At 32.6% G+C, this 2,141-nt stretch carries 4 protein-coding genes and 1 pseudogene; all 5 read left to right on the top strand.

Annotated features, from left to right (window positions below; translation table 11 throughout):
- A pseudogene (locus QZV68_RS10195) lies at positions 1 to 201 on the top strand (ribonuclease P); the annotation flags it as partial.
- Positions 194 to 430, top strand: coding sequence for a YhbY family RNA-binding protein (locus QZV68_RS10190; RefSeq protein ID WP_067148918.1), 237 nt, complete (start codon positions 194 to 196; stop codon positions 428 to 430). The pseudogene QZV68_RS10195 and the gene QZV68_RS10190, both read left to right, overlap by 8 nt.
- An 81-nt stretch (positions 431 to 511) precedes the next feature.
- Positions 512 to 952, top strand: a complete 441-nt coding sequence (locus tag QZV68_RS10185) for a 30S ribosomal protein S19e (protein ID WP_296880888.1) — start codon at positions 512 to 514, stop codon at positions 950 to 952.
- A gap of 92 nt (positions 953 to 1,044) precedes the next feature.
- Positions 1,045 to 1,410, top strand: coding sequence for a DNA-binding protein (locus QZV68_RS10180; RefSeq protein ID WP_296880887.1), 366 nt, complete (start codon positions 1,045 to 1,047; stop codon positions 1,408 to 1,410).
- Between the two features lie 20 nt (positions 1,411 to 1,430).
- A complete protein-coding gene (locus QZV68_RS10175; RefSeq protein WP_296880886.1) occupies positions 1,431 to 2,015 on the top strand; it encodes a hypothetical protein in 585 nt (194 codons plus the stop codon).
- Positions 2,016 to 2,141 lie beyond the last annotated feature (126 nt).

The raw sequence follows: 2,141 nt of genomic DNA, 5'->3' as shown, positions 1-2,141 counted from the left end.
TGGGGACGAAGATACTGTAAAAATTGTTACAAGTTTTTGGTTCCCGGTCACAACTGCGCTGTCCGGCTAATTAATAATGAAATTAATATTTATTGTGGCGAGTGTGGCCATATCATGAAAATTCCTTACATCAGGGAAAAAAAGTTAAAAAGGAGAGCTAAAATTGACTCTTACACTTTCAAAAAAAGAGATTATGAATGAAGCTCGTTCCGCTATGACAATCAATATTGGAAAAGCTGGTGTTAACGATAATGTTATTGAAGAGATTAAACGTCAGTTAAAATCCAATCCTATTATTAAATTACGATTTGCTAAAAATGTAGCAAGAAATAAAGATGATTTAATAAGCAACATTGTTGAAGGCACTAAATCCCAACTTATTGACGTTAGAGGAAATGTTGCTGTTATTTATAAAAAGCAATCTAATTAGATTATTCGCTTAGAGTTACAGACACCAGTCTTAGGTGAATAAGAAAATTGGATTAGAAACATATTAATTGGAGAAAATTATATGACAACTGTATTTGATGTTCCTGCAGAGTTATTAATTAATACTGTTGCAGATGAATTTAGAGATAATAATGATAAAATTGTTGCCCCTGAATGGACAAAACTTGTTAAAACTGGTGTTCACAAAGAAAGAAAACCAGAAAACATCGACTGGTGGTATGTAAGATGCGCTTCTATCTTAAGAAGAGTTTATATTGATGGACCAGTTGGAGTAAGAAGTTTAAGAACCTTCTACGGTGGTAAAAAAGACAGAGGAGTTAACCCTGAAAAATTCAGAAAAGGTAGTGGCTCCATTGTAAGAGTAGCTTTACATCAATTAGAAGCTGCAGGTTATGTAGAAAAAGTCGATGCTGGAAGAATTATTACTCCGCAAGGTAGATCTTTCTTAGATAATACTTCTGCTGAATTAATTAAAGATATTCCAGAACTTTCAAAATATTAGGTAGAATTAATTAGAATTAATCATGGAATATTTTTGATGATTATTTAATGGTTGATTCAATGAAAAATATTTAAATTAATGGGGTTTTTATTATGAGTGAACTTGATGAAATACGCAAAAGACGTATGGCTGAATTACAACAACAAGCAGCTATGAATGCTGACCCACAACAATTGGCTCAGCAACAATTGGCTCAACAGCAAGCTGCTCAACAACAACAAGCAGAAATGGAAGCTCAGTTAAAGCAAGCTATGAAACAGATTTTGACTCCTGAGGCTCGTGGAAGATTAGATAATCTCAGATTAACTAAACCGGAACTCGTTCAAAATATTGAAATCCAATTGCTTCAATCAGCTCAAGCAGGTTCTCTTAGAGGAAAAGTAACTGATGAACAACTTAAAGTTTTACTTAAAAATCTCATGGGTCAAAAAAGAGAAATCCACATTACAAGAAGGTAATTGACTAGTGATTTGGTAAAATGAAAGCTTGTGTTCTTTATAGTGGTGGCAAAGACAGTTCATTGATGGGAATTATCCTTGACCGATTAGGTTTTGATGTTGAACTCGTTACTGCTAACTTCGGCGTTTATGATTCATTTCATCCAGCTAAAAAATCTGCAGAGTCCATTGGTTTAAAGCATAAGGTTTTGAATTTGGACATTTCCATTTTGGAAAAAGCTGTGGATATGATTATGGAAGATGGTTTTCCTAATGATGGAATAAAGTATCTTCACGAAGCTGTTGTCGAGGAAGTTGCAAATCATTACGAACTTGTTGCTGATGGCACAAGAAGGGATGATAAAACTCCTAAGCTCAACAGAAATCAAATCAGAAGCTTGGAGGATAGAAAAGATATCCAATATATGAATCTTGATAGTTTCGGCTATAAGACCATAAAATATCTTGTTGATAATCTTTTTGAATTGAAGCATGAAAAGAGCAATAAGGATACAAGTTCAGATTATGAGGTTGAAATTCGCTTATTGATTGATAAGAAAGGAGGAAACTCTTCAGATATTTTCCCAGAACATTATCAAACCAATGTAATTGGGCTAAAGAAGTGAATCAAAAAGGATTTAAGTTGTAATCAATGATTATTAAAATTAATTAAATTATTTTTCAAAATATCAAATTTATTATATTCGCGGTGAAAAAATGAGTAGAAATAAACCATTAGCTAAAAAATTAAG

The organism is uncultured Methanobrevibacter sp. (assembly GCF_902801725.1).
In the GTDB taxonomy this organism is placed as follows: Archaea; Methanobacteriota; Methanobacteria; order Methanobacteriales; family Methanobacteriaceae; genus Methanocatella.
Note: the sequence above shows the minus strand (reverse complement) of the source record. Positions and strands in the feature narration are given on the sequence as shown.

What these genes read in the sequence shown, in the direction of transcription:
- QZV68_RS10190 (WP_067148918.1), top strand. Translation starts at nt 194, where the DNA reads ATGAATGAAGCTCGTTCCGCTATGACAATCAATATTGGAAAAGCTGGT.
- QZV68_RS10185 (WP_296880888.1), top strand. Translation starts at nt 512, where the DNA reads ATGACAACTGTATTTGATGTTCCTGCAGAGTTATTAATTAATACTGTT.
- QZV68_RS10180 (WP_296880887.1), top strand. Translation starts at nt 1,045, where the DNA reads ATGAGTGAACTTGATGAAATACGCAAAAGACGTATGGCTGAATTACAA.
- QZV68_RS10175 (WP_296880886.1), top strand. Translation starts at nt 1,431, where the DNA reads ATGAAAGCTTGTGTTCTTTATAGTGGTGGCAAAGACAGTTCATTGATG.